Source organism: Adlercreutzia sp. ZJ138 (assembly GCF_011038935.1).
Classification (GTDB): domain Bacteria; phylum Actinomycetota; class Coriobacteriia; order Coriobacteriales; family Eggerthellaceae; genus ZJ141.
Genome location: NZ_JAAKEA010000009.1, coordinates 65,916 through 92,111, shown reverse-complemented (window position 1 = coordinate 92,111; position 26,196 = coordinate 65,916). Strand labels below are relative to the sequence as shown.

The 26,196-nt window shown below is 57.5% G+C and carries 25 protein-coding genes; 8 read left to right on the top strand and 17 right to left on the bottom strand.

Going from position 1 to position 26,196, the window contains the following annotated elements:
• The first annotated feature begins 9 nt into the window (after nt 1-9).
• From G7Y43_RS05680 to hypB, 4 genes are all read left to right on the top strand, one after another.
• A complete protein-coding gene (locus G7Y43_RS05680; protein ID WP_370514635.1) occupies nt 10-99 on the top strand; it encodes a hypothetical protein in 90 nt (29 codons plus the stop codon).
• A 187-nt stretch (nt 100-286) separates the two neighbouring features.
• Entirely contained in the window at nt 287-532 is a 246-nt protein-coding gene (locus G7Y43_RS05675) for a type II toxin-antitoxin system Phd/YefM family antitoxin (RefSeq protein ID WP_165044941.1), read from the top strand.
• Nucleotides 529-933, top strand: coding sequence for a type II toxin-antitoxin system VapC family toxin (locus tag G7Y43_RS05670; RefSeq protein ID WP_165044939.1), 405 nt, complete (start codon nt 529-531; stop codon nt 931-933). The genes G7Y43_RS05675 and G7Y43_RS05670 overlap by 4 nt, the downstream gene beginning before the upstream one ends.
• Before the next feature lie 122 nt (nt 934-1,055).
• Nucleotides 1,056-1,742: a hydrogenase nickel incorporation protein HypB gene (hypB, locus tag G7Y43_RS05665; RefSeq protein WP_165044937.1), complete on the top strand. Its 687-nt coding sequence runs from the start codon at nt 1,056-1,058 to the stop codon at nt 1,740-1,742.
• Nucleotides 1,743-1,776: 34 nt separating this feature from the next.
• Here the strand turns inward: hypB and tsaD are convergent, their stop codons facing one another.
• The 6 genes from tsaD to G7Y43_RS05635 form a co-directional block, all read right to left on the bottom strand.
• Complete coding sequence (tsaD, locus tag G7Y43_RS05660; protein WP_165044935.1) at nt 1,777-4,401, bottom strand: tRNA (adenosine(37)-N6)-threonylcarbamoyltransferase complex transferase subunit TsaD; 2,625 nt, start codon at nt 4,399-4,401, stop codon at nt 1,777-1,779.
• Between the two features lie 55 nt (nt 4,402-4,456).
• Nucleotides 4,457-4,975 carry a tRNA (adenosine(37)-N6)-threonylcarbamoyltransferase complex ATPase subunit type 1 TsaE gene (tsaE, locus tag G7Y43_RS05655; protein ID WP_165044933.1) on the bottom strand — a complete coding sequence of 173 codons (519 nt, stop codon included), beginning with the start codon at nt 4,973-4,975 and terminating at the stop codon, nt 4,457-4,459.
• A 24-nt stretch (nt 4,976-4,999) separates the two neighbouring features.
• The gene (locus G7Y43_RS05650) at nt 5,000-5,890 is read right to left on the bottom strand and encodes a bifunctional 5,10-methylenetetrahydrofolate dehydrogenase/5,10-methenyltetrahydrofolate cyclohydrolase (protein ID WP_165044931.1); all 891 of its coding nucleotides are present in this window, start codon (nt 5,888-5,890) and stop codon (nt 5,000-5,002) included.
• 20 nt (nt 5,891-5,910) lie between these two features.
• Nucleotides 5,911-6,525: a cyclodeaminase/cyclohydrolase family protein gene (locus tag G7Y43_RS05645; protein WP_165044929.1), complete on the bottom strand. Its 615-nt coding sequence runs from the start codon at nt 6,523-6,525 to the stop codon at nt 5,911-5,913.
• A gap of 230 nt (nt 6,526-6,755) precedes the next feature.
• Nucleotides 6,756-8,444, bottom strand: coding sequence for a formate--tetrahydrofolate ligase (locus tag G7Y43_RS05640; RefSeq protein WP_165044927.1), 1,689 nt, complete (start codon nt 8,442-8,444; stop codon nt 6,756-6,758).
• Between the two features lie 140 nt (nt 8,445-8,584).
• Entirely contained in the window at nt 8,585-9,394 is an 810-nt protein-coding gene (locus tag G7Y43_RS05635) for a type III pantothenate kinase (protein ID WP_165044925.1), read from the bottom strand.
• 138 nt (nt 9,395-9,532) lie between these two features.
• On the opposite strand from G7Y43_RS05635, the gene G7Y43_RS05630 reads away from it, so the two are divergent.
• Entirely contained in the window at nt 9,533-10,228 is a 696-nt protein-coding gene (locus G7Y43_RS05630; RefSeq protein WP_165044923.1) for a response regulator transcription factor, read from the top strand.
• A gap of 92 nt (nt 10,229-10,320) precedes the next feature.
• Nucleotides 10,321-11,247: a cell wall metabolism sensor histidine kinase WalK gene (locus G7Y43_RS05625; RefSeq protein WP_241158171.1), complete on the top strand. Its 927-nt coding sequence runs from the start codon at nt 10,321-10,323 to the stop codon at nt 11,245-11,247.
• Between the two features lie 325 nt (nt 11,248-11,572).
• Here G7Y43_RS05625 and G7Y43_RS05620 read toward each other — a convergent pair whose 3' ends face one another.
• The 8 genes from G7Y43_RS05620 to G7Y43_RS05585 all read right to left on the bottom strand — a co-directional run bounded on the left by G7Y43_RS05620 (nt 11,573) and on the right by G7Y43_RS05585 (nt 19,989).
• Nucleotides 11,573-12,196: a biotin transporter BioY gene (locus G7Y43_RS05620; RefSeq protein ID WP_165044921.1), complete on the bottom strand. Its 624-nt coding sequence runs from the start codon at nt 12,194-12,196 to the stop codon at nt 11,573-11,575.
• Between the two features lie 89 nt (nt 12,197-12,285).
• Entirely contained in the window at nt 12,286-13,818 is a 1,533-nt protein-coding gene (locus tag G7Y43_RS05615) for an MATE family efflux transporter (RefSeq protein WP_241158170.1), read from the bottom strand.
• A 208-nt stretch (nt 13,819-14,026) separates the two neighbouring features.
• Complete coding sequence (locus G7Y43_RS05610; RefSeq protein ID WP_165044919.1) at nt 14,027-14,932, bottom strand: biotin--[acetyl-CoA-carboxylase] ligase; 906 nt, start codon at nt 14,930-14,932, stop codon at nt 14,027-14,029.
• 35 nt (nt 14,933-14,967) lie between these two features.
• Nucleotides 14,968-16,290 carry a dihydropteroate synthase gene (gene folP, locus G7Y43_RS05605; RefSeq protein ID WP_165044917.1) on the bottom strand — a complete coding sequence of 441 codons (1,323 nt, stop codon included), beginning with the start codon at nt 16,288-16,290 and terminating at the stop codon, nt 14,968-14,970.
• Nucleotides 16,291-18,588 (bottom strand): ATP-dependent zinc metalloprotease FtsH, encoded by a 2,298-nt coding sequence (gene ftsH / locus G7Y43_RS05600; RefSeq protein WP_165044915.1) that lies wholly within the window; start codon nt 18,586-18,588, stop codon nt 16,291-16,293.
• A 13-nt stretch (nt 18,589-18,601) separates the two neighbouring features.
• Nucleotides 18,602-19,159: a hypoxanthine phosphoribosyltransferase gene (gene hpt / locus G7Y43_RS05595; RefSeq protein ID WP_370514646.1), complete on the bottom strand. Its 558-nt coding sequence runs from the start codon at nt 19,157-19,159 to the stop codon at nt 18,602-18,604.
• Nucleotides 19,160-19,348: 189 nt separating this feature from the next.
• Nucleotides 19,349-19,669: a hypothetical protein gene (locus G7Y43_RS05590; RefSeq protein WP_165044912.1), complete on the bottom strand. Its 321-nt coding sequence runs from the start codon at nt 19,667-19,669 to the stop codon at nt 19,349-19,351.
• Entirely contained in the window at nt 19,666-19,989 is a 324-nt protein-coding gene (locus G7Y43_RS05585; protein WP_165044911.1) for a type II toxin-antitoxin system RelB/DinJ family antitoxin, read from the bottom strand. Before G7Y43_RS05585 ends, G7Y43_RS05590 begins: the two co-directional genes overlap by 4 nt.
• 320 nt (nt 19,990-20,309) lie before the next feature.
• Here G7Y43_RS05585 and G7Y43_RS05580 point away from each other — a divergent pair, with 320 nt between their 5' ends.
• Complete coding sequence (locus tag G7Y43_RS05580; RefSeq protein WP_165044909.1) at nt 20,310-21,782, top strand: helix-turn-helix domain-containing protein; 1,473 nt, start codon at nt 20,310-20,312, stop codon at nt 21,780-21,782.
• 133 nt (nt 21,783-21,915) lie between these two features.
• Here G7Y43_RS05580 and G7Y43_RS05575 read toward each other — a convergent pair whose 3' ends face one another.
• The 3 genes from G7Y43_RS05575 to rlmD all read right to left on the bottom strand — a co-directional run bounded on the left by G7Y43_RS05575 (nt 21,916) and on the right by rlmD (nt 25,609).
• Nucleotides 21,916-22,677, bottom strand: a complete 762-nt coding sequence (locus G7Y43_RS05575) for a nucleoside triphosphate pyrophosphatase (protein WP_241158169.1) — start codon at nt 22,675-22,677, stop codon at nt 21,916-21,918.
• 90 nt (nt 22,678-22,767) lie between these two features.
• On the bottom strand, nt 22,768-24,003 hold the full coding sequence (gene tilS, locus G7Y43_RS05570; RefSeq protein WP_165044907.1) for a tRNA lysidine(34) synthetase TilS: 1,236 nt from the start codon (nt 24,001-24,003) through the stop codon (nt 22,768-22,770).
• Between the two features lie 109 nt (nt 24,004-24,112).
• Complete coding sequence (gene rlmD / locus G7Y43_RS10665) at nt 24,113-25,609, bottom strand: 23S rRNA (uracil(1939)-C(5))-methyltransferase RlmD (protein ID WP_241158168.1); 1,497 nt, start codon at nt 25,607-25,609, stop codon at nt 24,113-24,115.
• Between the two features lie 88 nt (nt 25,610-25,697).
• Between rlmD and G7Y43_RS05555 the strand changes: the two genes are divergently transcribed.
• Nucleotides 25,698-26,180, top strand: coding sequence for a phage holin family protein (locus G7Y43_RS05555; RefSeq protein ID WP_241158167.1), 483 nt, complete (start codon nt 25,698-25,700; stop codon nt 26,178-26,180).
• Nucleotides 26,181-26,196 lie beyond the last annotated feature (16 nt).

Genomic DNA, 26,196 nt, shown 5'->3' with positions numbered 1-26,196 from the left:
AATGGCTACATAGAGTTCTATAATGGGGGGCGCATCAAAAGATCGCTGGGATGGATGAGTCCCAACGAATACCGTAGGAGCCTAGGCTTAGCGGCTTAGGAATGTCCAAGAAAATGTCCACACCCCCAGTACCTGACTTCAGTTTGAAGGTTAGTTGCAGATGTTAATGTTAATGTTAATGCAACCAACCTTGCGGCATTTCAGCACGATCGAGCCCGCGCAAGCGGCCTTGTGCCTTACGCCTGTGCTATAATCATGGCTATCTTAGCCAACTAAAGGAGCCATTATGGTCACAGCAACCGTAGCCGATGCCAAGAATAACCTATCGGCTCTCATCGCCCAGCTGGAGAGCGGCCAAGAGGATGTCGTTCGCGTCTGCCGCCGCCGCAAGCCTGTGGTAGAGATACGGCGCATCGAGCCCGCCCGTCGCTCCGAGTTCATCGGCTCGATGCGAGGCCGCGTCATGGCCGATGGTTACGATCCCTCCGAGCAGGACGAGGAAATCGCCGCACTGTTCGGGGTCGAGCAATGAAGCTGCTCTTAGATACCCACCTTATTTTATGGGCTCTGGACGATAGCCCGCGGCTGCCGCCTCAAGTTCGCTACCTCATCGAAGATGCGACCAACGAGCTGTTCTACAGCGTGGCCTCGGCCTGGGAGGTGCAGATCAAGCACATGAATGCGCCCCTCAAGATGCTCATCGACGGCGATTCCCTCATGAGCCTGTGCGACAAAGGGGGGCTTATCCAGCTTCCCGTGGCAGGAAGGCATGTTAGCACTTTGAAATCGCTGACACGAAACCCTGAAGCGAAACCCCACAAGGATCCCTTCGACCGCATGCTCATCGCCCAGGCCAAGGCCGATGGACTCCTGCTGCTGACCCACGATTCCCTCCTGAGCGGCTACGACGAGCCCTGCGTACTCGTCGTTTAGGCACACCCGTCGGAAATCCTAAAGATGGGAAGCATGAGCTATACTCCAGCTAGAAATACTAATTACAGCCGTCTTACCCTTGGGTTCGCACAAGCAGCGTGCCAAAGCAAGAAGGAGAAGCTATGGACCAGAAGCGCGTTATCGAAATAAAGAAGAGCATTACAGCAGCAAACGACGAGGTTGCCAGCCAATTCCGCGCGGCACGGGCCGCCGAAAGCACGTTCTTCGTTGACGTAATGGCCTCGCCTGGTGCCGGCAAGACCACACTTCTATTGGCACTCATTGCCGAGCTGCGTGCCCGCGGTGTCAACTCCGATTCGCTCGGCGTCATCGAAGCCGACCTGGAAAGCGACGTTGACGCGCTTAAGATTAAAGAAGCCGGCGTGACGTCGGTGGAGCTGAACACCCGCGGCGTGTGCCATGTGGAAATGGGCATGGTTGAGATGGCTTTTAAGGCCTTCGATGGAACCAAGTTCGACTACCTGTTCTTGGAGAACATCGGCAATCTGGTGTGCCCAGCCGATTTCGACACCGGAGCGCACACCCGCGTGATGCTGCTGAGCGTGCCCGAAGGGTGGGATAAGGTGATGAAGTACCCGCCAATGTTCGCTGCCGTTGACGCACTTATTGTCACCAAGTGCGACTACTTGCCCTTAAACCCCGACTTCGACATGGAACGCCTAAAAGAGCGGGCACGTGTGCTGAACCCCACACTCGAAATCTTCGTCACCAGCGCGCGCACGGGTGAAGGTATACCCGAGCTAGCCGACTGGCTACAAGCACAGCGCGCGGCGAAAGTGGCGCAGTAACTCAGGGCGTGAGCTTCCGTCTTCAGATTATTCGCTAATAAGGCTCCTCTAGGTTCACGTGAGCGAGGGCGTCGGCGGTTAAGTCAAAGAATTTGCTGGCACGGAAGCGGTCGAGTGCCACAAGCGCGATCATGCCGGCATTGTCACCGCACGAGGAAAGCGGTGGCATAACCAACCGCACGCCCTCATGTTCACACATGCGCTCGTAGGCACGGCGAAGCACCGGATTCGCCGCTACACCGCCGCCGAGGCAAAACGTTGGCGCACCGGTTTGCTCGAGTGCCGCCTGAGCCTTCTTCACCTGCACGTCAACCACCGCTTGCTGGAAGCTGGCGCAGATATCGGGTACGTTCAGGGCGCGGCCCGCCTCGCGCTCGGCATTGATGTAGGTAACCACAGCAGTTTTTAGGCCCGACAGCGAAAAACGCAAGTCACCCGAATGTATCATAGCGCGGGGAAACGCGATAGCTGCCGCATCGCCCGCTGCCGCCTGCTTCGACACCACGGGGCCACCTGGGTAACCGAGTCCCAGCGCTTTTGCCACCTTGTCGAACGCCTCGCCCACTGCATCGTCGATGGTCTCCCCCAGCACCTGGTAGTCGCCCCAGCCCTTCATATACACGAGCATGGTGTTACCGCCCGACACAAGTGACACCACCGCTGGCGGTGCAAAATCGGGTGCGTCAATCTTGTTCGCATAGAGATGACCTTCCAGGTGGTTCACCCCAATGAAGGGTAGGTCAGCGGCCCATGCGGCACCCTTCGCGAACGCCACACCCACCACCAGCGCGCCGAGCAAGCCGGGTGCGTAGGTAACAGACACTGCATCCATAGTGGCCCACGCAAGCGACCCGTCCGGCAGCCCCATGTTGCGCGACGCCACATCGAAACATTCGTCGCACACGCCGCAAATAGCCTCGATATGCTTGCGACTGGCGATTTCGGGCACTACGCCACCGAAACGCGCATGGAAGTCGACTTGGCTGGCAACCACATCGGCAATCAGAGTACCGTTGCCATCGACGATAGCGGCTGCCGTTTCGTCGCACGACGACTCAATAGCAAAGATGAGCGGACGGGCCACCTGCAGGCGAGTGCTCACAACACTTGATGCATCAGTTCCACTTGGTGTTTCCGTGCCGCTTGACGTGTCCGTGCCACTTAGCGCATCTGTTTCACCCGACACATCCGCGGCGCCGCTTGACGCGGTGGCGCCCGCTGGACCACCAGAGCAATTATCAAAGGCGCGGCATGTTGGCGCAACAAGGATACTCATACCCGCCACGTCGCCCGTTGCACACGGCAGCGCGTTTGCCTTCATGATGACGGCGTCCTCGCCGTCGGAATAGTAGCGTGGACGTATGCCCAAGCTCTCGTACCCTAGCGAGCGATAGAGCGCCTGCGCCCCAGTATTACCCGCCCGCACCTCAAGCGAGCTTGTGTGTGCACCTAAGTTTCGCGCGTCAGACGCCATGCGGGCAATGAGTTCGGTTGCGGTGCCATTTCTGCGAAATGCCGGGTCAACGCCGACTTTTAGAATCTGCACATCGCCATCGACCACCCAACCGCCAGCATAGCCGACAAGCGGCGCATCAGTAGGAAGCGGCGTCGACGGATCGGCCGCATACGCCGCCCACCATACGCGGTCGGCACGTCCGAGCTCGTCAGCAACCAGCGATTCACTCCATGCGTCAGTTCCCATTATGTAGGCTTCAAGTGTCGCAACATGCGCGGCGTGCGCGGCATCGAGCGGTTTGTACGCAATGCCGGCGCTGTTTGCCCGCGCGTTGGAAATGGCAGTGTCGTTCATGGTTATGTGCTTGCTGTCGCGGCTTTCCGCAAGCGATATGTCGCATTTCGCCAAGCGAATGCGTTCATTTTCTTCGGCGTCCGACAAGCGCGTATACACTGGCAATGCGAATGCAGGGTTATGACGGCGCGCATCGGCGGGGTCGGCCTCGCCTGATTGCCACATGTCCTGCAGGGACAGCAGCAAACCCGCGCCAGTGGGAGTCCATAAGCTACTGGGAAGCAACTGGCCGCACGGCTCGAACAGCTCGGCGTACTTTACCAACGCATCACCCGAAATAAGCAGGCGTTCGCTCTGCGTCTTTGAAGCGTGCGAAGAGGCTTCGGCGGCGCTTGCGGCCTTTCGCGCATACATTTCCGCACACACGTCGGCCTTCACCACACTGTCGCCCTCGAGTCGATGCGCACCTGCTTTGTCTAGCTGAAAACGCACAGGATAGACTTCCTTACGCATGGCATCGGCAACAACGAGAAGCGTTCCGCGCACCCCCGATGCCTGCGCGTGCCACGCAACGGCGTCAAGCGACGACACGCCGATAAGTCCCACGCCTAGCGCCTGAGCAGCGCCTTTTGCCGTAGCCATGGCAATGCGCACTCCGGTAAACGATCCTGGCCCACGACCCACTGCCACGCACTCGATATCATTGCGACATACGCCAGCGCGCTTCATCAGACTGTCAACGATACTCAACAGTTTCGTATTCGACGCACGATGTGCCGCAACTTTCTCTTCGGCAACGCACACAACCGAGCGGTCGGCCACATACAGCGCACCGATTCCCACAGCGATTGCCTCATTGGCGGTGTCGAAGGCCAGCACGTACCTATTCTGCTTGTTGCATTCCTCCACGAGCGAACTCCCGCACTTTAAACAGCGTTTTGTATCTAATAACTTATGCTCGACGCTAAGACCATCGTGGGCCGGAGCATTTCATCAGGCGCGATTTCGAATCGTTCGCCCACACACACAGCATCTGGCGCGACCGATCGCCAAACGAGCGCACGCGCACACGCCGCGCCCCCGAATCGTCCACGGTGATGGACACGTTCAGGTAATCGTAGGGCAGCTGGCTCTCGAAGCGATCGCCCCATTCGACAAACGACACACCATCGGCATCCACGATATCGTAAAACCCAATGTCTTCGAGGCTTTCTCCTTCGTCAAGGCGATACAAGTCGAAATGGTACAAGGGCAAACGACCGCTGTCGTACTGCAGCACGATGTTAAACGTGGGGCTTACCACAGCACCACGCACACCCAGTGCCTGCGCAACCCCCTGCACGAACTGGGTTTTTCCGGCACCAAGATCGCCTGTAAGCACAACGACGTCGGCCGGATGAAGGTACGGTACCAGCGTCGCCGCCAGCTGCTTCATCACCTCGGGAGAGGTAACCACCCTGCTGTAGGCCAATCCGTTCGCCATGTGAGTCTCACTCCTTCGCAGCCACTACATCGCGGCCACCTTACCACAACGATGCGTGCAGGCTGTGAAGCGCAAGGCTTCGGCGGCTTGTACCACATGCGCCATGGTCACACTGGTAGTTACGGTACCCACGCCACCGGGAACTGGCGTGATGAACCCCACAACAGGCTCCACCGCTTCAAAATCGACATCGCCGCAGAGCTCGCCTGCATCATCGAAGTTGATGCCCACGTCGAGCACTGCTTGCCCTGCGCGGAAATACTCTGACCCGAACGCCCGCGCGCGGCCTGCCGCACAAATGACGATGTCGGCCCTGTGCGTGATATCCGGCAGGCTCTCAGTGCGGCTGTGGCACACCGTGACGCTGGCATTTCGAGCCAGTAGCATCATAGCAACCGGCTTACCAATAACCAGGCTGCGGCCAATAACCACCACGTGTTTACCCTCGATGGGAATGCCGTAATGATCGAGAATGCGGATACAGGCTTGCGCCGTGGCAGGCGGAAAACCCACCTTCGAATCGGTGAACACAGCAGACAGCGACGCCGACGAAATGCCGTCGATGTCTTTTTCGGGCGCAAGCATATCGCACATGGCAGCTTCGTCGATATGAGCTGGCAGCGGACGGAACATCAGACAACCGTGCACCGTTTTGTCGTAATTGATGGAGTGCAGCGTCGACATAAGCACATCCTGCGGTACTTGCGCGTCCAGCACATATGGCTTTACAGCCACACCCAAGCTGGCGGCGCGTTTCATCGCCGTGCGTTCGTACGACAAGTCGTCGAGCCGATCGCCCACGCGAACGATCGCCAACGTCGGCTGCACGCCAGTATCCTGCAGCTCGGCAATGCGGCAGCGCAACGTCTCGCCCATGGCTTTAACCACCGGCTTTCCCTTTAACAGCAACGCCACGCTTGACCCCTTCCGCTTTTCTATGAAACCTCACCGCGCACAAATGCGAATAGCTCGTCGCAACGCGGCACAACGCTTGACAGCACACACTCTGCCTGGCTGCGATACTGCTGCGCCCGCGCTTCATCGCGCATGCTCGCCACGTTGATAAACACGTTCAAGCTGGCTCCCTCAAGAGCGGCGCGCGCGAACGTGGCGGCAACACCGGCATCGGAGCGAGCCATCTTGCTGCCATTGTGAGCAAGGAAGTCAATTTCGTCTACTACCAGCGCCACGTTCTCCATAATGAGCAAGGGAATCTCACAGGCAAGAATGAGTGCGCACTGTAGCGCATCATCTTTCGCCGCCGCTTGCTCGGGCGTATCTTTCGGCATGCGATACGCCGCCGCCAACGGCGTAAACGCCCGCGCGTCCTCGTCAATAAGCGCAATAAGACGAGCACGCAGATCATCAAGTCGCGCAAGCGCGGCTTGCACGTCGTGCTCTACGGCAGCGTAGGTTTTCTTGCCCACAGTCAAATTGCCAACCATAGAAGCGAGTGCCGCAGCAAGTGCGCCGCAATACGCCGCCGCCCCGCCACCACCCGGCGTAGGATCGGCGCTTGCCAGATTATTAAGAAACCGCATGTCAACCATAAACGCCTACCTTGTCAAGCCATGTGCACCATCGTATAATACAAAAGACGGCAGCGCCCGCCGAACTAACCGGGGTTCAATCCAATTAGCTACGGGTGATGCAGTTAGGTTTTGTGAAAGCCGGGTGCCCGCCCGGCTTTACTTTTCCTGAGTCATCATCTTGTTAAATCAGGCACTACAAGAAGGCGCAGCGTCGAGTAGTTCCATTCGTCCCGTCAGGGCGAACGAAACTAGAACAGCCCTGAAATCTTCCCGTTCTCGTCAACGTCGATCTTGAATGCGGCAGGGGTTTTCCCCAGGCCGGGCATAGTCATGATGCTGCCCGTAAGCGCCACCACGAAACCCGCACCAGCAGACACTTTAATGTCGCGTACCGTAATACGGAAATTGCGCGGGGCACCGAGCTTCGCCGCATCGTCACTAAAGGAGTACTGCGTCTTAGCCATGCATACCGGCATACTGCCAAAGCCCAGCGCTTCCAGTTTCTCAATCTCTTTGAGCACCTTCGGCTCGAAGTTTACGCCATCGGCATGGTAGATGCGCGTAGCAACCGCTTCGATCTTCTCGGCAAGGCTGAGATCGTCGCCGTATGCGAACTCGAACGTGTTCGCGCAGCGTCCTTCGTCATCGCCGTTCTCGCACAAACGCACTACCTCGTCGGCCAGTGCCAGGCCACCTTCGCCACCGCGCGCCCACACCTCGGACAATGCCACGTTTACGCCCAGTTCCTTGCACTTGGCCTCAACCAAATCAAGCTCGGCTTTCGTGTCGGTGGGGAACGCATTGATGGCAACCACACACGGCAGCTTGTACACCTGCGTGATGTTTTCCACATGCTGCAACAGGTTAGGCATGCCGGCTTCCAGTGCCTCAAGGTTCTCGATGTTCAAATCGGCTTTTGCAACGCCGCCATTGTTCTTCAGCGCGCGCACCGTGGCGACCACCACTACAGCGTCAGGCTTAAGACCGCACAGGCGGCACTTGATGTCTAGGAACTTTTCCGCGCCCAAGTCGGCACCGAAGCCTGCTTCGGTAACGCAGTAGTCACCCAGAGCCAACGCCATGCGCGTAGCCATGATGGAGTTGCAGCCGTGCGCAATGTTGGCGAAGGGGCCACCGTGCACGAATGCCGGCGTGCCTTCGAGCGTTTGCACGAGATTCGGCTTCAGGGCATCCTTCAAAAGCGCGGTCATGGCACCTTCGGCTTTAAGGTCGTGCGCGGTAACCGGCTTGTCATCGAAGGTGTAGCCCACCACAATGCGGCCCAAACGCTCCTTCAAATCGGTAATGGAGGTTGCCAAGCAGAAGATGGCCATGATCTCACTGGCGACCGTAATGTCGAAGCCGTCTTCGCGCGGCACACCATGCGCACGCCCACCGAGGCCGCACACGATATTGCGCAGCTGGCGGTCGTTCATGTCGACCACGCGCTTCCACGTGATCTTGCGCACGTCGATGCCCAGCTCGTTGCCGTTGTGGATATGTGCGTCGAGCAACGCAGCCAGCAGATTGTTTGCAGCGCCGATAGCGTGGAAGTCGCCCGTAAAGTGCAGATTGATGTCCTCCATGGGAACTACCTGGGCATATCCGCCGCCCGCAGCGCCGCCCTTGATGCCGAACACAGGGCCAAGCGACGGCTCGCGCAGCGCCACGACCACATTCTTGCCCTGGCGCGCCAGCGCATCGGCCAAGCCCACCGTGGTAGTGGTTTTGCCCTCACCAGCCGGCGTAGGATTGATGGCGGTTACTAGCACGAGTTTCCCCGGCGTGTGTTCAACGTCCTTGAGCAGGTTGTAATCGACCTTCGCCTTGTTCGTTCCGTACATTTCCACGTACGACTCGGGTACGCCGGCTTTCTCGGCGATCTTGGAAATGTGCTCGGGCGTTGCCGCCTGCGCGATCTCGATGTCAGTTAGCATTGCGGGATTCTCCTTCTCGCGTGGTCCGCCTCGTCTGGTTTTTCAGATTCTACTGGTTTCGCCCCGCAGATACGAGGGGGCAATCCGCCAGTGCACCTTTTTCGCTTTTCGCTGGTGAATCGGCCTGCGCAAACGTGCGCCTACGCGCGTGTTTGCGACTCGGTTTGCAATTCGGCTGGTGAATCGGCCTGCGTCTCGTACACCAAACGCAATCCCTCGAGCGTTAGATCAGGCATGATCGCGGTAATGGTGCCCGATTCCTTCGCCACCCGTGTGGCCAGCCCTCCGGTGGCCACCACCGGTGCCTCATAGCCGAGCTGGCGAAAGATGCGACGCACCAAGCCGTCTACGCGGTCGACCTCGCCGTACACGATGCCCGCTTGCATGGCCTGTTCGGTGTTGCGTCCAATAGCAGCGTGGGGATCCACCAAATCGATTGCCCCCAGCTTCGTGGCGTGCGAGAATAGCGCCTGAGCCGACGTCTCAATGCCCGGCGCGATAACGCCGCCGATAAAGCAACCGCGGACGTCGATGACCTCGATGTTTGTGGCTGTACCGAAATCGACCACCACCACCGGACTGCCGAAGCGACTTCGCGCTGCAACGGCGTCGGCCACGCGGTCGGCCCCAATTTCGCGCGGGTTGGGATAATCGGCCTCGAACAAGCCCGCCGCTGTTTCCGCCGAACACACCACAGCCGACACCCCAATCATGTGCCGGATAGCCGCACGCCACGCATCGGTAAGGCACGGCACCACCGATGCCAGAGCCGCACCATCAATGCACCTGGCCACAATGCCCTCGGAATCAAACAGCGGTTTCAGCTTCACGCGCAACTCATCGGACGTATGGTGCTTCATCGTGGCAATTCGCCACTGGTGAAGCAGCCGCTTTCCGTCGTAAACACCCAGCACCGTTTGCGTGTTTCCCACATCTATGGCGAGTAACATGTTTGTGACATTCCCCCCTCGCGCGAAACCTACACGCGACGAATTGATTATAGTTACGACAACGCAGCCCATTATAAGCCTGCCAGCCGTAACGAACACCCCTCCTTACGGCGGCACCGAAGAAACGAGAGGACCCTTATGAGCGACGCAACGTATCGAATCCTTGTCGTTGATGACGAGCCCTCCATCACCGAGTTCGTCGGCTATGCCCTCCGCCGCGAGGGATTCGCCACCGATGTGGTGGACAATGGCGAAGACGCCTACGCGATGGCGTTGAAGAACTCCTATGACCTGTTCGTGCTCGACATCATGTTACCCGGCATGGACGGCTACGAACTATGCCGCCGCCTGCGCGCAAAAACCAGCGCCCCTGTGCTGTTCTTGTCCGCGCGCGACACCGAGCTCGACAAGGTGGTCGGACTTGAACTTGGTGGCGACGACTATCTGGCGAAGCCCTTCGGCGTGCGCGAACTTATTGCCCGCGTTCGTGCGCTTTTGCGCCGCAGCCAAGGTAACGAGTTCGGTGCGCCCGACAACAAGATCAAGGCCGGCGGCATCGTGCTCGATGAAGACGCACACACCGCCACAGGCGATGCGGGTTCCATCGACCTAACGCCGCGCGAATTCGAGCTGTTGGCCGCGCTGATGAAGAATGCCGGTAAAGTGGTTTCGCGCGAATCGTTGCTGCGCGACGCGTGGGGCTGGGAATATCTAACCGAAACAAAGACGGTCGACACTCACATCAAGCGATTGCGCGATAAAATCGAGTCGGCGGGCTATGACCCGACACTCGTGGAAACGGTACGCGGCTACGGATATAGGTTCAGACAATAAAACAGCTTCAGACATACTTCTCTTTACTGGCAACGCTGCTGTCGCTGCTTGCTGGCGCGTTGGTTGCTCTGTATTGCAAGACCTTCTTCGAAGTGAGCTGGTGGGTATTTCTGGTGCTTGCGCCCATTGGACTAGCCACCTTCATCATCAGCTTTCTGATTGGGCATTTCTTGTCAGAACCGCTGCGCATGCTCACCAAGAAGACGGCTGCCTACCGCGCCGGCAGAAACGTGCAGTTCACCACTGACGGGCGTCTGAGTGAAGCCGACCAGCTGTCGGCCGACTTCGACGCCCTGGTTCAAACCGTAGTGAAGCAGCAGCGCGAACTGGAATTGAAGGAGAAGCGCCAAAGCGAGTTCGTGAGCGACGTCGCCCACGAACTGAAAACGCCGCTGACCGCCATCCGAGGCAACGCCGAAATGCTGACCGACCCCGAGTTGCCGCCCGCGCTGCACGACAAGTTCTGCACTATCATCCAAGAAGAAAGCGAGCGGTTAAGCCGACTCACTCACGATCTGCTGGCACTGCAGCGCATCGAACAGGAAGCTGACCCCGTGCGCTTCTCGCGCGTGAATCTGCGCTCGATCGCAATGAGCGTGCTCGACGCGCTGTCCCCGCTACTGCAGAAACACCACGCAAATGTGCAGGTGATTGGCGAGGCGCCTGATGTGTTCGGCAACCCCGACAAGTTAAAGGAAGCGATCACCAACCTAGTAGACAACGCAAACCGCTTCATCGATGACGGCGGACACATTACCATCGAACTGTTCGGCTTGCGCGAGCGATCGGTCATCATGGTGAAAGACGACGGCCCCGGCTTCGGCGATGTCGACCCGCAGTTGCTGTTCGATCGGTTCTACCGGACCGATTTCTCACGCAGCCGCGACACTGGCGGAACCGGCTTGGGGCTAGCCATCGTAAAAACGATTGTCGAAGCTCACGACGGCGCGGTTGAGGCCTACAACTCGCCAAGCGGCGGAGCGTGCTTCGTTATCATGCTGCCAGCGCTGCCTGCGTAAGGCTTCTCCCGCGTAAGGCTTTTCTTGAGAAGCACTGCTTTAAGGAAACACTGATTAAAGCCGTCTTGCCTTGCGCTGGCGAAGCGGATACCTGAGGGTTGAAGACCGAATGCGCGCACTGACGTGCGTAAATGAGGTCTGAAATTCTCAGATACCGGTTCGTCAGTGCAAGGCTGGCGGAATTAATCAGTGTTTCCTTAACACCAATCAGCTCTCAGCTATATCGCAGAAAGCTCCGAGAGGATTCCAAACGGCCTCTCGGAGCTTTCTGATTACGCGAATGCTTTGACTTGACAGTTGCACCAGTTCCGCGAGCGCGCTTCGTCTATTTCGACGGAACAGCGCGCAAAACCGCGTTGGCGCAAGCGACTGCAGCGAGAATCTTGCAGAAGTCGATGATCACGAACGGAGCAACACATACGGCAATAGCCTCGAGCGGCCCCACTCCGGCAACCGCCATATACTGCACGCAACCGCACACGTACGATATGACCGTAAACAGCACACCAGCCAGAATTTCGAACGCAAACGCACGCAACCAACCGGCAATCCCCTTACCAGCAGCTTCCGCCTGTTCACGCGCAGCTTTTGCGGACACATGACCCCGGACAACCCACAGCAGTAGTGCAGCAGCGGCAACACCAATGAGATAGCCCCACAGAAATCCGCCAGTCGGACCAGCCAGCACGCCAATGCCACCTCGCATACCTGAGAACACCGGCACGCCCACCGCGCCAAGCGCCAGATAGCACGCAATGGCAATGATGCTTTCTTTCGGGGAAAGCACCACGATAGCAAACGTGACGGCAAACATCTGCAACGTCACAGGAATGGGGCCAATGGGGATAGTCACCCATGCCGAAACCGCCATAATGGCAACGGTAAGCGCGATAAACGCGATCGAACGGGCATGCGAACCCACGTTCACCTTGTTCTGAACCTGATCCATCAAAGCTCCTTTCCTCGGAGTTCTCCTGTGCGAAGTTTTGATGATAACTCACGCCCCGCTGCTTTGCGGCAGCAGAACGCGCATTTTACCTAGAATTGAGCTGTTAGCTGACCGCTTTCAAGCTTGCCCAAGCGCCGTAACTCAATAACGATGAACAGCACCGCCGTGAAAACGGATAGGAAATCGGATACCGGAACACTGAAGTACAGCGCGTCAAGACCTGTGAACTGCGGAAACCACCCCGGCAACACCATGGGAAGCACCACGTAGAGCGGAATGAGGAAAAGTATTTGGCGCGTCAACGACAAGAAAATCGACTTCGCCGGCTGCCCTGTTGCCTGGAAATAGTTCGAGCTGACAATTTGGAAACCAACCAACGGCAGCATCATGAGCTGAACTCCCAAAGCGAACACCGTAAAATCACGCAGTTCAGGGTCGGTGATGCCAAAGAACCCAACGATGGGGACAGCGAACAAATGTATAACCAGCCACCCCGTCACGGCAAGCATCGTCGAACCGGCAACAGCCCACCAGTACGTCTTACGTACGCGCTGGAAATTGTGTGCCCCGTAGCAGAAGCCCAGCAGCGGCTGCGCGGCAACCGCCACACCAATGAGTGGCATAACCACAAACATGGCGATGCGCTGCACGATACCAATAGAAGCAAGCGCCCCTTCGGCACCTACAGGGCTTATCGTACCGTAATAATTGAGCAAGTTGTTCAGCACGAAGTTCACTAACGCCATACCGATCTGCATGATAAAGCTAGCCATACCAAGCGACACGATGAGTGCAGCAAGGTCGCGACGCGGCTTCAGGTAGCGAGCGCGCAGCTTCATAGGAACGTTCGGGGTGAGTACGAAGTACCACAGCACGCTTATACACGAACATGCCTGACCGCACAAGGTTGCCCACGCACTGCCCGCCACGCCCCAGCCGAAAACCATAACGAACAGGTAATTGAACACGGTGCATGCCACCGCGCCGATAACCATGGTCACCAGCGCGCGGTTCGGCGCGCCAGCGGTACGGATGAAGTTGTTTACACCCATGCCGATAACCTGAAACACGAAACCCGCTGACAAAATGCGGATAAACGTGCGCGCATAATCCCAGTCCTCGGCCGTTGCGCCCGACACGAGAAGCAACGGCTCGATCAGCGGAGACATCGAAATGGCGAACACAATAACGGCGAGCGCAAGCGCCAAAAACACCGTGTTACCGAGCGTCCATTCAGCCTCATCGCGACGTCCTTCTCCCATACGCAGCGCCGCAAGCGCATTACCACCGTTGCCCACCAGCATGGACAGCGCCATGAAAATGGTCATAACCGGCATGGCAACCGTAGCCGTAGCAAGACCAACCTCGCCCATAGCTTGGCCTAGAAATACCGAGTCAATAACGTTGTATGCGGCATTCACCAACATTCCCGCAATGGTGGGCACCGCAAACTCAAGCAAAAGCAGCGGAATCGATGCTGTACCCATGCGCGTTACGCGGGCGATGTTGTCCCCTTGCGGCTTTTCAGTTTGCGGTTTGCTACCCTGCGGCTTGCCAGTTTGTGGCTTTTCAACCTGCGGTTTTTTTTCGCCTTCTCGCTCAATGCCATTCGCGTCGTTCATGCTCTCACGTGCCTTCCAATATGCCGTTGTCTCGTCTATGCAAAACGAATATTTTAATTCCTATCATTTCGTGCTTCAAGACAAACATACCCCGACATCAAAGTTCCATGATGCTCCATGATGCCCCTGAACGCAGTCAATTTGCGAAATGAGCTGAACACAGGGGCACTCCACGTTGGTGAATAGGATACAGAGAAAGCACGAGACACTATAGAATGTGCGCCTCGCCAGATGACACCGGGCAACGTGCGCCATCGGACGTCTGCAGAAGGAGTCTTCCGTACTCATCCACACCTGCAACAACACCAACCTGTGTCACGCCGCCATGAATGTTTGCAATGCGAACCTCTTTTCCATCAAGTGCCGCATGGGCTGAAAACTCGTCAACAAACGCAGCGAAACCCTGTTCGCACCACCGGTTATACAGCGGAAAAAACGACTGCAGCACCGCGTCACCCACGCAGGAAACAGCGGTTTGCACATCAGCCGCATCAAGCCCCAAATCAACCAAATACGCCGGAGTGTTCTTACCTGCTACCCAAGACGAATGAGACGGTTGAGCAAACCGGTTTGGCGAGAAATCTTCGGTCAGGTGATTCGCACAAGCTGCACTGTCGGCCAGATGTCCCGCGCAAGCCGCATACTCAAGCGAATATCCCGCACAAGCTGCGCGCTCAGGCGGCACCACGTTCACCCCAATGCCCACACACACCCCACCGGCGTGCGTCTCAAGCGAAATGCCGCACAGCTTCTGAAACGTAAGCGATTGCTCCGCTGACTGGCCGGAATGCGGAACGTATACCACATCGTTTGGCCACTTCACCTTGATGCGCTGAGCACGCTCTGCTGAAACAAGACCCACGAGCGCGTCGCGCACGCCCAAGCCCACTACCAAACTGAGCGTGGGAAGCTGCACTGCAGGCACGCGCGGACGCAGCAACAGCGACTGATACATGCCGCCAAACGGGCTTGACCACGCACGCCCCTGACGCCCGTAGCCACCGGTTTGCCGAAGGGCGCGCACCACCAACCCTTCCGCCTCACCTGCTTCTAGTGCACATTTTACCTGGTTATTCGTTGAGTCGACCGAATTGAGTTCTCGAATACGGAACATGTCGTCTTCCTCTCGAAATAACGCGCAGCACTCGTTCACGAAAGCGGCACCGCACGCCCCACACGCTCGGCTTCAGGCAACGCTGCCTTGGCAACCACCACGTCGTTTGCCAGCACATAGCCAGGCAGCAGTTCCAGCAGCGGCTTCACCACAAAGTCGCGCTCGAGCAAGCGGGGATGCGGCAACCGAAGCTCTGGCACGTCGGCTAAGTACAGATGGTAGTCGAGGATGTCGATATCACACGTGCGCGGCCCGTTTTCCCGCTCGCGCACGCGGCCCAAGCTGTTCTCGATGGCGTGTAGATATCCCAGCAGTTCTTTCGGCGGAATACCCGTGCGCATGAGCACCACGCAATTGACGAACACATCTTGATCGGTAACGTATGCCGGTTCGCTTTCGTAGAAGCGCGATATGTCGATGATCTGCGAATCGGGTAGCATACACAGTTGACCGATGGCCAGGTTCAGCTGAGCGATCTTCGCCTCGCGCTCTTCGCCCGGCTCGGCAACCAACGCCACGTTACATCCCAGCCCCAGCATCGCATAGGGACGCAGATTGCTCAGCGCCTTCACCGTTTCTTCCACGTTGTGCATGCGCAGCACACTCGCACCCAGCTCGCACGCCATCAGCGCCTCTTGCGCCGACGCCTGGTCGCGATCCTTCGGATTGTCGATGCCGTATGCATATCCCACGTAGCTCTTACGCGACGGCGCAGCCATAACGGTGTAGCCCAGGCGCGCGAATTCGTGCAGGTTGCGCATGAGCTCGATCGTCTGCTTCGGCGTTTTGCCGAACCCCGGACCCGGATCGATACAAATGCGATCGGGCGACACACCTGCGTCCACGAGCATGGTGGCTTGATCACGCAGGTAATCGCGCACTTCAGACACCACATCGGTGTACGTGGGAGCATTCTGCATCGTGCCCGGCTCGCCCTGCATGTGCATGACCACCACACCAACGTCGCACGAGCGCACGACCTCCACCATATCGGGATCGCGAAATCCCGACACATCATTAACGATGGCCGCGCCCGCTTCAATGGCTGCGCGAGCAACCTGCGCATGGCGCGTGTCGATGCTGACACACATCCCTTGGCTGGCAAGGGCGCGAACCACCGCTTCCGTGCGAGCGATCTCGTCGCAGACAGAAACCTCGGCGGATCCCGGTCGCGTGGACTCGCCCCCTACGTCGATAATCTTCGCCCCCGCGCGTACCATGTCCTGCGCATGCGCAAGAGCGGCGTCGAAGCTGCTATGATCGCCCCCATCGGAAAACGAGTCAGGCGTAACGTTGAGGATGCCCATAATAATGGGCATCCTGGTATCGAAGCTGAATTGAGCACAGCGCCAGTTCATCTAGTTCCTTTCGGGGCCTTCCGGTTCATCGGCATCCGCAGGTGCGGGTGCCGTAGGTGCGGCAGGTGCGCCAGGTGCGGGTGCTGCAGGCTCAGCAGGTGCAGCGGGTGCCGCGGGCACATTAGCGTCCACAGGTGCAGCAGAGCTTTGTGACGCCGCTGCGCTGTCCGACGCACCCTCGTCATGCGCCGCAGCATCAACCATCGGAGAGGTCGATCCTTCAGCCAGCAACTGCTCGTCACGCGCCCGCGCCTCTGCTTCCTCACGCTCCTTGGCAGCGATGATGTCGTCCTCGCGTTCCAAGTACGCTTCCCATTCGTTATTCAGCAGTGCGGTACACGCCTCACCATCAACCGTTTCGCGATCGAGCAACACGCCCGCCATTAGGTCCATCTGCTCACGACGCGCACTGAGAACTTCGTAGGCCCGATCGTGCGCCTCTTTCATGATGCGCGCAACCTCTTCGTCAATGCGGCGCGCCGTCTCTTCGGAGTAATCCTGGGTGTTGCCGTAGTCGCGGCCCAAGAACACCTCGTGGTTAGGCTGGCCGAACACCTGCGTGCCCAAGTTCGCGCTCATGCCGTACTGAGTAACCATGGCGCGAGCCATCTTCGTCGCGCGCTCCAAATCGTTGCTGGCACCGGTGGTTATGTCGTCGCAGAAGATTTCTTCGGCAACGCGCCCGCCCATGAACACCGCCAGTTCGTCGCGCATTTCACCGATCGTGTTGAGCACCTTGTCCTCTTTCGGAATAGACAGGGTATAGCCCAGCGCACGGCCGCGCGAGATGATTGATATCTTATGCACCGGGTCGGCATGCGGCAGGGTGTGTCCCACCAGCGCGTGCCCGCTCTCGTGGTAGGCGATGGTGCGCTTGGTCTGCTCGTCCATGATGCGACCTTTGCGCTCGGGGCCGGCAATCACGCGCTCCATTGACTCATTGACTTCCTGCATGGTGATGATCTTCTTGCCCTTGCGCGCCGTAAGCAAAGCGCTCTCATTCATGAGGTTCATCAGATCGGCACCGGTGAAACCCGGGGTCAGCTTGGCAATACGGCCCAGATCGACGTCACTTCCCAGCGGCTTTTCCTTGGAATGCACCTGCAGAATCTTCTCGCGGCCGCGCACGTCGGGCGCGTCAACCACAATCTGACGGTCGAAGCGGCCCGGACGCAGCAGCGCCGGATCCAACACGTCAGAGCGGTTCGTGGCGGCGATAAGTACCACGGATTCGTTCTTCTCGAAACCGTCCATCTCAACGAGCAGCTGATTCAGGGTTTGCTCGCGCTCGTCGTGCCCGCCACCAAGACCGGTGCCGCGCTGGCGGCCCACTGCGTCAATCTCATCGATAAAGACGATCGAGGGCGCTGCCGCCTTCGCATCTTTGAACAAGTCGCGCACGCGGCTCGCACCCACGCCCACGAACATTTCCACAAAGTCGGAACCCGAGATGCTGAAGAACGGCACACCTGCCTCACCGGCTACAGCTTTCGCGAGCAGCGTTTTGCCCGTGCCCGGAGGGCCCACGAGCAAGCAGCCACGCGGAATTTTCGCGCCGATGGCCTGGTACTTCTGCGGATTGGCCAAAAAGTCCTTAATCTCGCGCATTTCCTCGACAGCCTCATCAACACCAGCAACATCGTCGAACTTCACGTCGGGGCGCTCTTCGAGGGTCTTTTTCGCCTTTGCTTTGCCGAAGTTCATCTGCTGGTTGTTCGCCTTCTGCATGGAGTTAAAGAAGAACAGCAACAGGGCGCCAATCACCAGAATGGGAAGCAGCGTCATGGCAATGTCGACCCAGGCGCTCGGAAGCTTCACCTCATACGATATATTAGGATGGCTGCTCAAGAGCTCGCTTAAGGAATCCTGCCCCACGAATGTGGAGGTGTACTTGTGCTCGGTTCCCAAATCGGACGACTCGATGTCGGACGTTCCCACGCCGCCGAGTGGCTTGCCCGTGTCGGCATTCTTAATGGTTGCCATGCGAGCGTTTAGTGCATCGAAGGCACCGTTGAACGCATCAGCCGCGTTTGCACCGGCCGTCACCGCCGGGTAGTACGTGCCGCTAACCGTGTAGCTGCCTGCGTCGTACACCACGTTCTTCACGCGATCCTGCTCGACCGCCTGCACGAATTCCGACGTAATGAGCGTGTCGGTGGGCATATTTTCGGACGATTCGGCGGTAACTAGCTGCCGAATTACGAAAAACGCCATGAGTATCACCAGAATGGTGGCGATCACGCTCACACGCGCGTCGGGCTGGTTCAGGTTCGGCTTCTTGTCGTTTTGTTCTGCCATCTGTTATAACCTTTCAGCTGATAAGCTCTGGTTTCAAAACGCCAATGTACGGCAAATTGCGGTAGCGTTGTGCGTAGTCGAGCCCGTAACCCACGATAAACTCATCAGGGCATTCGAAGCCGACGTACTTGCAAGCAACGTCCGACTGATCGGGGCGCTGCTTGCGCAGCAACGTGGCAACTTCCACGGAGGCGGGCTTGCGTTCACGTAGCAGATCGATCACCCGAGACAGCGTGAGACCCGAATCCAAAATGTCCTCCGCAACGATCACGTGCTTGCCCGCTATCGGCGAGGACACGTCTTTTTGAAGGTGCACGTCTCCGGAGCTTTTCGCGGCGTTGCCATATGAGGAAACGGCCAGGTAGTCCATTTCAAGCGCAAGATCGATAGCACGCGCCAAATCGGCCATAAACAACGCTGCCCCGCGCAGTACCGACAACAGCACAATACCGCCTTCCACGTGCGCGTAATCACGCGTAATATCCTTGCCTATCTCCGCAACGCGACGGGCAAGCTGCTCTTCGCTGAACAGAACCCGTGCGATGTCGTCGTGTAGCTGCATCTCCCTCATAACTCCCCACTCTCGGCGGCACCCCTTTCGGGAAATACTGACGAAAGCCGCCACCTGCAACAAGTTTTCCCAGTGTATCATTGCCCTTCTGCAATAGGCATTACGGAAGGGCAACAGGTGCGCCCTGCCACGATTTTTCCAATTTGGGGTTATTACACGGCGTGAGCGACGCCCTGCTTCGAAGGGCTGTCATCTGTTCCCTGGAATGGTCGCATGATCGTAGACACCGACCATGCGAATGAAGCGATTCCTTTCTCGTCGAAAATAAACAACGAGGATGTCGTTATCAAAAATATGAAACTCATAATGACAGCCGTCAGAAAAGGAAGGCCTGATGAGCATATGGTCGTCCCAGCCGTTTTCCTCGATGAAACCCTTTTCGGCAAGCTCATTTATGCAATCCCGAATGATCGAGATGATTTCCGCAAACTGCTCATGCGTATACTTACTGCGCAAGGCCTTCGCGGTCTGCCAAAAGCGGTTGCTGATTTTGACCGTGTAGCGCGTCATTGTCCGACCTCAAAGGCTGAAAGACCAAGATCTTCAAGCACGTCATCGGGAATGCAGTAAGAATCACAGACCGAAACGGCGTCATCGGGGATAAGACCTAGTTCCTGCGCTTCGGCATAGAGCATGTCGCGGCGAACGTCCTCGGCAAGGGCAACCGACGTTGGCGAGAAGAACACATTGTCGAAAGGCGTCCTGTTCTCGTTTGCAACCTGCGTTACCATCATACGCATGGCCATGGGGGTTGTAATACCGTTGCGTGCAAATGCAGCATCGGCTTTCCGCTTAATTTCATCATCGACGGTAACTTGAATAAGAGCCATAGCTGCCACCTCCTATGTATTTGCCATACTATAACATACAAGGGAGGTGACTGATAATCCATTTTGGTACCAGCAGTCAGATGCACGTGTCACGTCGTTCCTGTTCACGGGTTAGTCCGTGAGCAGGAACATCCCGCTCGTTTTTTCTTTATCATTCGAATTCGCCTTTCTCAGCAAGTCTCTTCTAGATCCGCTCAACCAGAGCTGCTCGACGCTATTCCTTCGACTCGACAATCATTTTGTCGAGTCCTCGACAAAATGATTGTCGAGTCCGTCGAGATTTCGTACACTTAGCTGGCAACCAAAGACACGGAGGCTTTATGGGAATCCCGGCAAACATTGACGACCTTATCAATCGACGCGTTGTGGAGTCAAATCGCATTGAGTTCAAGTCGGGGTTCAACCCAAACCCTGTGGTACATACGATCTGCGGTTTCGCAAACGACATTGACAACATAGGTGGCGGTTACGTCATCATTGGAGTGGAAGAGGAAAACGGATATCCCGTTCTCCCACCAAAAGGAATCCCACAGGAGAAGGTAGATGAGACTCTTAAGAATCTTGTGGGCTACTGCCATTGCATCGAGCCTCTTTACAATCCTGTGGTGGAGCCAGTCTTTTACCAAGGCTCGTGGCTGTTGATTATCTGGGTTCCCGGTGGTCACGGCAGACCCTACAAGGCGAGCAAAGATGTGTTTTCACGCAAATCTGCGAAGCACTACTACATCAGGAAATTCAGCAGCACAGTCATTGCGTCTCCCGACGAAGAAAAAGAGCTTTTTTACATAGCCTCCGACATCCCTTTCGACGACAGACCGAACCTTCTCGCTAGACCTGAGGATCTTGATCTGGGACTCATGCGCGAACACCTACACGAAGTGGGCAGCTCTCTCTATGGCCCTTCCGAAAGAATGGATATCGTTGAACTCGCAACCAACCTACAGTTAGTATCGGGTCCGCCTGAGGACCTTAGACCGCTCAATGTTGGCTTACTCATGTTTAGCGAGCACCCCGAACGGTTTTTCCGCTACGCGCGCATAGAGGTAGTCGACATTCCCGACCCCACGGGCGACGGCATGATTGAAAAGACGTTCACAGGACCAATACAGCGCCAACTCAGAGACGCTCTCGCTTACATACAGAATTATGCAATCAAAGAGTCAGTAAGAAAGGATTCAACACGCGCCGAGGCATCGCGCACATTCAACTACCCCTACGCTGCCGTGGAAGAGATTTTGGCGAATGCGGTCTATCATCGATCCTACCAAATACCCGAGCCCATCGTGGTACGGATAAGCCCCACCGAGATAGAGGTGACCAGCTTTCCAGGTTTCGATCGAAGTATCACCGACGATGACGTGGCGTCGGGCAAGATCAGGGCACGCAGGTACCGCAATCGTCGCATAGGTGATTTTCTCAAGGAGCTTAAGCTCATTGAGGGTCGCAATACGGGCTTTCCGAACGCGTACCGAGCACTTGAGCGTAACGGTTCAGGACCGCTCAAGTTCCAAATGGACGAGGCGCGGGGATATATTTCCGTTTCCATACCCGTTCATCCAGCCTTTGCAGTAGGTTCTGGTGGCCGAGCCGCGGAGAAAGCTCAGAAATATGAAGCTGCCATATTGGCTGCGCTCGAGACCGGCGACATGAATCTAACCGAGCTGGCGCGAAGCCTAGGATACAAGGGAATTTCAAGAAGGCTTAAGACCTCCGTGGAGACGCTCGTCGCTCGCGGCGAGCTCGAAAAAGTTACGGTCAGCGGGCGCAGTGGCACAATCTTGCACAGGCGCTAGGAGTTACTCGTTTACGTCCCCCTATATGTCTGAAACGCAACGCCATGTCGAAACAAGACTCACGTTGCGCTGCGTTCTTCTACTGCTAACGCGGACAATAGGCTACGTCCCCGTTGTCCTTACCCGACATGACCTACACGTGATTGCTGTGCTTGGCGGCGAAAATGTCGGGGAAATCGTTGAGCAGGCGCTCTATTGGGAGCCCAATGACGGTGGACATGTTGCCATCGATACCTGCCACTAAACGCTCTCCCTTTCCTTGAATAGCGTAGGCGCCAGCTTTGTCGAAGGACTCGCCTTCGCGCAGATAAGCGGCAATATCGTCATCGGACAGCTCGTGAAAGCGCACGCGCGTAGCATCAGTAAACGTTCGGAACCCGAGCGAAACGTCTTCGACCGTGGGCGCGGCAAGCAGCCACACCGACACCGCCGTTACCACCTCGTGCGTACGCCCCGACAACTGCCGCAACATGTGCTTCGCGTCGGATAGGTTTGCCGGCTTGCCGAAAATGCGCCCGTCGCAGACCACCATGGTGTCTGACCCGATAACAGCCGCATACCCCTGGTATTTTTCGGACAGCACCTCTTGCACCACCGCACCCGCCTTGCGCTCAGCTAGCTTTTTCGCCGCTTCATGCGGGTCGAGCAGGTCGTCGGGTTCGAGCGTTTCGTCAACCGGGGTTTGTGGCGTACGCACCACAAACGCAACGCCTGCCTGTTCGAGCAGCTCGCGGCGACGCGGGCTCGCACTCGCCAAAACGATGTCGAACTCGATATCAACCGATTCGTTTGCTGTCTGATCGGTTGTTACCTGATCACTTGCTGTCTGATCGTTCACCATAATGGTTTCCCAGGCCGTCCCTTCCCTCGATCGCTCGCTTGCCTTATCTGCCACTAACGCCTCACCAACGCCTCATGCTGAAGGCTTCTCTCTACAGGCAACTTGCGTTCTGCCGCACGAAGCCGCGCTTTCCCGAAACCCGCGCTACGAAGCTGCGCCCGAGTTTCGCTTCCGGCGCGCACGAAACACTTCCATAGGTTCGACGCGCACACCATGCTTGTTTGCGCTCACCGCCAAATCGCCTTGAATGTTGGCTACATAGCCACCGCGCGGAGCACCGTTTTGCCTATCGAAACCTGCCAGCACTGCGTCGATGGCAGCCGTTTCAATACGCACGTCAGCCGACAGCATGCGACGCAATGCCGAGACAACCACGCGGCGCTGCAGCGGCCTTGGCTTTTGCCCGAACACGGGCGAAAACGTGCATCCTGCCCGATAGTCAATGGACCCGTCATCTTCACTGCCGAGCCACGCAACCACCTCATCGGACAGCTCGTTTGCAAGACGTTCTAACAGGTCGTCTTCGTCGGCGATAAGATTCATGGTGCGACACAGCGTTTCCACCAGGCGGTCGTTTCGCTGTTTCGCTTTCGGTACAATCTCGTGGCGAACATACGCGCGGAACTTGTCGGTATGGGCGTTCGTCGCGTCCTCCCGCCACAGTTTCCCCTGGTCATCGCACGCCATAGGCAGCCCGCTTCGCTCGCGGTCGGCGATGTAGCTACGCAGCGCCTCGCGCGAGACATCCATCAGCGGCCGCACCACCGGACCGTTTTCGTAGCGCATCGAACGAAACCCGCCCGGGCCTGTTCCCACGATGGAGCGCATGTAGAAGTTCTCGATGCGGTCGTCAGCCGTGTGTGCCGTGAAGATGCGACCTTCGGCCAGCGGCGCGCTCTCGTGTAGACACATGCTCTCAAGCGCCTCGTTAGCCGCGAGGTAGCGCTGCTGACGGCCCACGGCCTCCACGTTGCCGCCTGTTCGACGCGCTTCGCCTGCAATATCAACGGCACAGGTGAACAGCGGTATGCGCAACACGTTGGCCAACTGCGTGACAAATACCTCGTCAGCATCGGCGTCGGCACCGCGCAGCTGATGATTCACATGCAACAAAGCCAATGGCCCCAAGAAACCGTGCTCCACAAGCCTTGCGGCAACATAAGCGAGCGCCGTCGAATCCGACCCGCCCGACACCATGAGCAGCACCGGCGCGTCAGGGGCGACCAGACTACGAGCAGTGATGGTACCGAGCACCGACCGTTCCAGTTCGTTTAAATCGTTCAGGTTAGCTTCCCGCTTTCGGCCTCGTTCTTGATCTCGCACGTGTTCCTTATCTTGATCTTGTTCTTGATTGCGCTCTCGACTGCGCTTCTCGCTCATAACGAATCGCCTGCCCATGTCTGTAAACGATTCGGCGAACGTCGCACGGGCCTTCGCCGCTCTCTTGTCACAAAGTCCGTGCCACAACGCACACTTTGTGAAGATGTTATTATCTCACACGAGACGGTGGCGCGCATCGCTCAAGTGCGCAAACGCATTCCACATGGCTCGTATGAGGGAACATGTCAACCGGCTGCACGGCACTCACGCGGTAGCCATGCGCAACAAGATGCGCCACGTCGCGCGCCTGCGTTGCGGGATTGCATGAGATGTACACGATACGTTCAGGTGCCAACCGCGCCGCCGCACTGAGGAATCGCTCGGTAGAACCCGCTCGCGGCGGATCCATAATCAACACGAGCCGGTTGTTTTCGGGGCTGGCTGCACCGGAAAAGCTTGCCAGACCAGTATAATTGGTGATTTTCGTTTGCCCGTCGGACCCGTCGGGCCCGTCGGACTGCAGCGCGGTGCCCAAGCGCATCTGCGCGGCAAGACCATCCAGAAACTCGCTTGCATCCGCAGTCACGAACTCGGCGTTTTCAATGCGGTTGTGCCGCGCGTTGTTTTGCGCGTCGCGAATGGCCGATTCCACGTTGTCTACACCAATTACGCGAGCCGCCCCGCGACTGGCAGCCACTAACCCGATGGTACCGGTACCGCAATACGCATCGATGAGTGTTTCTTCACCCCGCAACACAGCCAAATCGATAGCCGTGTTGTATAGCACTTCGGTTTGCGTGGCGTTTACCTGGTAAAACGACCGCGACGAAATACGGAAGCTCAAGCCACACAGCGTGTCGAGAATGAACCCCGGACCATACAACGTGCGTTCCTTGCTGCCTAATATCACATTGGTTTGCCGCGTGTTCACGTTCTGCACGACAGTGGTGATGGCGGGCACGCGGCGCACGAGCTCACGACAAAACGACTTCGACGAAGGGAACGCGTCATCGTTGGTTACTAATGTGACGAGCACTTCTCCACTTGAGTGCCCTACGCGAACCACCGCATGACGCAGGAAACCCTCGCCAGTGTCTTCGTCGTAGGGGGCGATGTTCCACTTCCGCATGAGGTCGCGCACGACAAGCGTCACCTTTTTGGCCACAACGTTTTCGAGTACGCATTCATCGGTAGGAATAAGCTCGTGTGTACCCTTCGCGTACATGCCGGTGAGAATTTCACGGCGCTGCGGCTCCCGCGCTACCGCAGACACTGCAGCCTTGCCTTTACCCGGTGTGCCCTCGCGGCCGACACGTTTGCCGCCGCTGGTAGCTTTGCGGGTACTAGCCACACCGCCCGCACTCGCACCTGACAGCATGCGGCCCGGCGCGTAGGGAGACGCAACCTTGTTGCGGTAATGGAAGGGGTCATCCATGCCAAGAATCGGACGAAGCGCTTCGGGTTCAGCCATGTCGGCAAACAGATCGGCCACAAACCGCTGCTTGTTTGCAAGCTGGTCGGAATACGGCACATCAAGCGCACTACACCCGCCGCAGCGCCCGAACACCGCACACAGCTTGCAGCCCTGTGACGACGCATCGCGCTGCAACGGCGCCCGTTTGCTCGACGCAGTCTTTTTCGCCCTGTTGTTCGCGTTTTTCTTCATGCCGCCCATTGTGCCACACCGAACGCACGATGATGCCGACAACAAGCGAAGGCAGTGAAGGCGACGCAACGAAAACGTTAACGACATCGTGACAAGCGACTCACTGCTCGCAGCTTATCTGTCGCCGTTTGGTATAGTGGCCGAAACCCACTGGCAAGCCCGAGCGCCACGCACGAGCGACATCTATTTCGCGAAAGGACAACGTATGAACTTCCTCATCCGCTGGCTGGTAACCGCTGTTGCAGTAGGGGCGGCCATTTGGATCGTACCCGGCATCACCATCGTAAGCGCCTCGTCGTGGGCAGGCATTGCTGTGTTCGCGCTGGTGCTGTCGCTGATAAACATCAGCATCAAGCCCATCATGCAGATCTTAAGCTTACCCATTAGCGTGCTGACGCTGGGCATTTTCTACCTTGTGGTGAACACGCTTATGCTCTATCTAGCCGCATGGCTTGCAAATGGAATCTTCTCGATTGGCATCATCATATCCAGCTTCGGCGCGGCGTTTGTAGCATCAATCGTCATATCTATCGTGTCGGGCATCGTGAACAGCCTGGTCGAAAACGACTAGCACGTGCGCCAAAGAC

Excerpts from the sequence above, each read along its gene's own strand:
- G7Y43_RS05635 (WP_165044925.1), bottom strand. The coding sequence starts at position 9,394 with ATGTTACTCGCCATAGATGTGGGAAACACGCAAACGGTGCTGGGTGTT.
- G7Y43_RS05670 (WP_165044939.1), top strand. The coding sequence starts at position 529 with ATGAAGCTGCTCTTAGATACCCACCTTATTTTATGGGCTCTGGACGAT.
- G7Y43_RS05585 (WP_165044911.1), bottom strand. The coding sequence starts at position 19,989 with ATGGCTCTTATTCAAGTTACCGTCGATGATGAAATTAAGCGGAAAGCC.
- G7Y43_RS05620 (WP_165044921.1), bottom strand. The coding sequence starts at position 12,196 with ATGGATCAGGTTCAGAACAAGGTGAACGTGGGTTCGCATGCCCGTTCG.
- folP (WP_165044917.1), bottom strand. The coding sequence starts at position 16,290 with ATGAACTGGCGCTGTGCTCAATTCAGCTTCGATACCAGGATGCCCATT.
- G7Y43_RS05590 (WP_165044912.1), bottom strand. The coding sequence starts at position 19,669 with ATGACGCGCTACACGGTCAAAATCAGCAACCGCTTTTGGCAGACCGCG.
- hpt (WP_370514646.1), bottom strand. The coding sequence starts at position 19,159 with ATGAGGGAGATGCAGCTACACGACGACATCGCACGGGTTCTGTTCAGC.
- G7Y43_RS05615 (WP_241158170.1), bottom strand. The coding sequence starts at position 13,818 with ATGAACGACGCGAATGGCATTGAGCGAGAAGGCGAAAAAAAACCGCAG.
- ftsH (WP_165044915.1), bottom strand. The coding sequence starts at position 18,588 with ATGGCAGAACAAAACGACAAGAAGCCGAACCTGAACCAGCCCGACGCG.
- rlmD (WP_241158168.1), bottom strand. The coding sequence starts at position 25,609 with ATGAAGAAAAACGCGAACAACAGGGCGAAAAAGACTGCGTCGAGCAAA.
- G7Y43_RS05630 (WP_165044923.1), top strand. The coding sequence starts at position 9,533 with ATGAGCGACGCAACGTATCGAATCCTTGTCGTTGATGACGAGCCCTCC.
- G7Y43_RS05580 (WP_165044909.1), top strand. The coding sequence starts at position 20,310 with ATGGGAATCCCGGCAAACATTGACGACCTTATCAATCGACGCGTTGTG.
- tilS (WP_165044907.1), bottom strand. The coding sequence starts at position 24,003 with ATGAGCGAGAAGCGCAGTCGAGAGCGCAATCAAGAACAAGATCAAGAT.
- G7Y43_RS05640 (WP_165044927.1), bottom strand. The coding sequence starts at position 8,444 with ATGCTAACTGACATCGAGATCGCGCAGGCGGCAACGCCCGAGCACATT.
- G7Y43_RS05610 (WP_165044919.1), bottom strand. The coding sequence starts at position 14,932 with ATGTTCCGTATTCGAGAACTCAATTCGGTCGACTCAACGAATAACCAG.
- hypB (WP_165044937.1), top strand. The coding sequence starts at position 1,056 with ATGGACCAGAAGCGCGTTATCGAAATAAAGAAGAGCATTACAGCAGCA.
- G7Y43_RS05645 (WP_165044929.1), bottom strand. The coding sequence starts at position 6,525 with ATGGTTGACATGCGGTTTCTTAATAATCTGGCAAGCGCCGATCCTACG.
- G7Y43_RS05675 (WP_165044941.1), top strand. The coding sequence starts at position 287 with ATGGTCACAGCAACCGTAGCCGATGCCAAGAATAACCTATCGGCTCTC.
- tsaE (WP_165044933.1), bottom strand. The coding sequence starts at position 4,975 with ATGGCGAACGGATTGGCCTACAGCAGGGTGGTTACCTCTCCCGAGGTG.